The sequence below is a fragment of the Bifidobacterium sp. genome (genome assembly GCF_050874245.1).
Lineage (GTDB): Bacteria > Actinomycetota > Actinomycetes > Actinomycetales > Bifidobacteriaceae > Bifidobacterium.
The window spans coordinates 1-4,116 of sequence record NZ_JBNMKH010000117.1; the positions used below are offsets into that span (position 1 = coordinate 1).

Here is a 4,116-nt window from a genome sequence, read left to right on the forward strand (position 1 = left end):
AAATTGGCGCCGATGAATCCGCATCCGCCCGTCACCAGGATGCTTTTCGGCTCAAATCCTTCGTTGTCCATCACATCATCTGTCATGTCATTCACCGTTCCAGCTTAGCGTTCGCGTACCCGTGCAATCGTGTGCATCCTCGACACCCGAAGCAGACCTGATGCGGTAGCCATCTCCGGCCCGTTCACCCTTCAGCCACTTTCCAGTCATCTTCAAGACACATACTCGTCCACACACACCGGCTAATATATAGCACGGTTTTGTACGTTCATGACCCCCCATATTTTCAAGGGGCGACTTGCCGTGAAGGAAGCGACGATGCCTTATATCCAGTCTGCCGTTCATGCCTTCGAGCCTTCATACGTCAGGCATCCCAAGCAATCGTTTATCGGGGGCACCTATCAGCCGCTCGCAAACGATGGCATGACGAACGACCCCTCCATTTTCAGGGCACGTCACCGCGCGGAACTATACACGCAGAAAGCCCCTCTTCGCATCGCAGAAACCCGCAAGAGCATTTACACACCGGAGGCGGAACCGTCCGTGGCAAAGCATGATACGGACGTTTCCACGATTGAGGACGCACGGAACAACGCGCCTTCCACAAATCTCGTTCCCGTGGATTTCGCTTCCTCCACCAGCGACGCCGCCTTACGGACCATGAGGCACGCCCACAAGGCAACCGGCACGACGATGGCGACCGTCGGGCACGCATTGGCCCACGCCGGACACGCCACCGCGAAAACGGCCAAAACCGCCGCACACGCCATTCAAACCACCGCAGTCAAAGTGCGTAGCGCATGGAACACGTTCACAAGCCTCAAAGCGATTCAGCTCATCATCAAATTCTTCCAAGGCGCGCACGGCCTATGGAAGAAGCGCATGAAGTTCTCCTACGCGTTCTACACCATAGTATTCTTCCTGCTCACTTCAGCCGAAGTCATCTTCCTGCAATGGGGCATGTATTCCGAACCGAAATACGACAAGAACGCTGAAATCGACGACACGACAAGAGTCCTCCAAAGCGTCGGAGGACAAGTCACCCGATTCATCAGCCAAATGTGGCTTGAACAAAAAAACATCTGTCTAGTCAGTTTCATCGGATTGGCCCTAATCTATCTCGTCCTGATCCTCGTAACGAACAGATTCTGGATCGCAACACTCATCTTCGGCGTGGCAATCACCGCCTTCGGCGTGGCCAACAGCATCAAAGTACAGCTACGCAACGAACCAATCATCCCAGCCGATTTGACGTTCATCTCGGGCGGAGACACCGGCAGCATCATGTCCTTCGTGCCGAAATCCAGCCAGGCATTCGTCGACAACGCCATCAAATTCGTCATCTGGTTCGCAATCATCGCAATCGTTCTTTTCGTCTTGGATGGCCGCAGACGTTTCATCCACTGCTCCTGGCGCCACCCCATCGCGAATGTCAAAAACATCGTCGGCAACGTATTCCGCATACTTGCGGCAATACTCAGCGTCACCCTACTCTCATCCTATGCAATCGGACTCGGAACTCCAGGATCGCAAGTATATAACTGGGCCAAAGATAACGGATACGCTCCCCAACTATGGAATGCCATAGGCGACGCCCAAGCCAATGGCCCAGCCACCACATTCCTCAGCCTATCCAAAGTCAAAGCCATGGATAAGCCCAGCAACTACAGCAAGGAAACCATGGAGGCGCTCGCCAAGAAATATGCAAAGGAAGCGAACTCCATCAACCAAACCCGTTCGGGCGAGCTCACGGACAATACCGTGATCATGATTCTGTCGGAGACCTTCTCCGATCCGACCCGTGTTCCGGGCGTTTCCTTCGATATTGATCCGATACCGAATATCCGCAATATCAAGAACACGACCACTTCCGGACTCATGCTGTCTCCTGGCTATGGCGGCGGTACCGCGAATATCGAATATCAGGCGCTGACGGGTCTGAATCTCGCCAATTTCAACGATTCCCTTATCGTGCCTTACCAGCAGCTGGTGCCCAATCAATCCGATCCTTATTCGTTCAACCAGATTTGGATGAATAAATACGGCAAGCAGGCCTCTACCGCAGTGCATCCTTTCCAGCAAAGCATGTATCTGCGTAACACCAACTATAAGAAGTTCGGCTTCTCGTATCTGTATACGCTCGACAGCAAGATTCCGCTGAAGCATACCAATCGCATTGACCGATCGCCTTATGTAAGTGATAGCGAGGCATATCAAAATGTCTTGGATCTCCTCAACAAGCAGAAAAAGTCGAAAAACTCGCAATTCCTGCAACTGGTAACCATGCAGAACCACATGCCGTATGGAGACTATTACGACAACAACGAATTCGTTGATGCCAACACATCCGAGAACCTGCTCGACAGTGAACGTTACTGCATCAACACCTACACCAAGGGCATCAACTGGACCGATCAGGAGACCGCTGACTTCCTCGACCAGCTTAACCAGATGGACAAGCCCATCACGGTGATTTTCTACGGCGATCATCTACCGGGCATCTATGCCACGGCGGACGAGAATAAGAACAACAAGACCGTCTTGCATGAAACGGATTACTTCATTTGGTCGAATTCCGCTTCCGCCTCGCATGGAGCCAAGGTCGATTCCAGTACGACCGCATATACTTCATCGAACTATTTCATGCCTTTGGCCGCCGAGCACATGAATGCCAAGGTCTCGCCCTATCTTGCCATGCTGACCGATTTGAAGCAGCAGGTTCCGGCCATGAGCCGAGTCATCGATTCGAACGGTGGTATCGGTCAGGGCAAGGCAACTTATCTGGATCAGAACGGCAACAGGATCAAATATGCCAAGATGAGCCATAAGGCACGTAAGCTGCTTGAGGATTACAAGCTGGTTCAATACGACCAGACCATCGGAAAGAACTACCTCAAGAGCACGAATTTCACACAGGTTCCGTAATGCGAATGGAATAGTGCGATCTCATGAAAATGGGCTGTCGGTTTTTCCGACAGCCCATTTTCATGCTTGAAAACTTACTTCGGACCTTACTTCTTGAGGAGTGGTTCGACCTGCTCGGCGTACGCGGTCAGAGCCGTGTCGATCACCTGGTGCATGTCGTAGTACTTGTACGTGCCCAACCGGCCGCCGAACACCGTGAGCGGCTCGGCCTGCGCGAGCTTCTCGTATTGCGCGTACAGTTCCTTGTCCGCGGCCGTGTTGATCGGATAGTACGGCTCGTCCCCACGCTGGGCGAAACGGCTGTACTCCTCCCACACCACGGTTTTGTCCGGGTTCTGCGACTCGCGGCGTTCCGGGTTGAAGTTCTTGAACTCGATGGCGCGGGTGTACGGCACGTCCGCGTCGGAGAAGTTCATCACCGGGCAGCCGAAGTGGTCGCCCTCGTCGTACCTTACTTCCTTGAAGTCCACGGTCCTCCACTTCAGCGCGCCGAGCGAGTAGCCGAAGTAGCGGTCCACCGGACCCGTGTACACGACCGGCACGCCCGCCGCCGCCAACGCCTCCTTGTTGTACGGCTGGGATCCGTCGAAGAAGTCCGTCTCCAGGGTCACGTGGATGCGCGGGTCGTCGATCATGCGCTCCATCCACTTGGTGTACCCGTCCGTGGGCAGGCCCTCCCACGTGTCGCGGAAGTACCGGTTGTCGTAGTTGAAACGCACCGGCAGGCGGTTGATGATGCCCGCGGGCAGGTCCTTCGGATCGGTCTGCCACTGCTTGCCCGTGTAGTTCTTGATGAACGCCTCGTACAGGGGACGGCCGATCAGGGAAATGCCCTTGTCGTTCAGGTTCTGCGGGTCCGTGCCCGCCAGCTCGCCCGCCTGGCGTTCCACCAGGGCCCTGGCCTCGGCCGGCGTGTAACGCGCGTGGAAGAACTGGTTGATCGTGCCCAGGTTGATCGGCAGGGGATACACCTCGCCGTCGTGCGTCGCGTACACGCGGTGCACGTAGCTGGTGAAGCTCGTGAAACGGTTCACGTAGTCCCAGACCCGCTTGTTGCTCGTGTGGAACAGGTGCGCGCCGTACTTGTGGATCTCAGCGCCGGTCTCCTCGTCCATGTAGCTGTACGCGTTGCCGCCGATATGGTCGCGCACGTCGATGATCTCGACCCTCGCGCCCGTATGCTCCACGGCC

General features: G+C 55.2%; 2 protein-coding genes. One reads left to right on the top strand and one right to left on the bottom strand.

Going from position 1 to position 4,116, the window contains the following annotated elements:
* Nucleotides 1-318: 318 nt before the first annotated feature.
* Nucleotides 319-2,925 carry an LTA synthase family protein gene (locus ACR0P8_RS08870; RefSeq protein WP_432624721.1) on the top strand — a complete coding sequence of 869 codons (2,607 nt, stop codon included), beginning with the start codon at nucleotides 319-321 and terminating at the stop codon, nucleotides 2,923-2,925.
* Nucleotides 2,926-3,011: 86 nt separating this feature from the next.
* Here the strand turns inward: ACR0P8_RS08870 and glf are convergent.
* On the bottom strand, nucleotides 3,012-4,116 hold a 1,105-nt coding region (glf, locus tag ACR0P8_RS08875; protein ID WP_432624722.1), incomplete at its 5' end, for a UDP-galactopyranose mutase.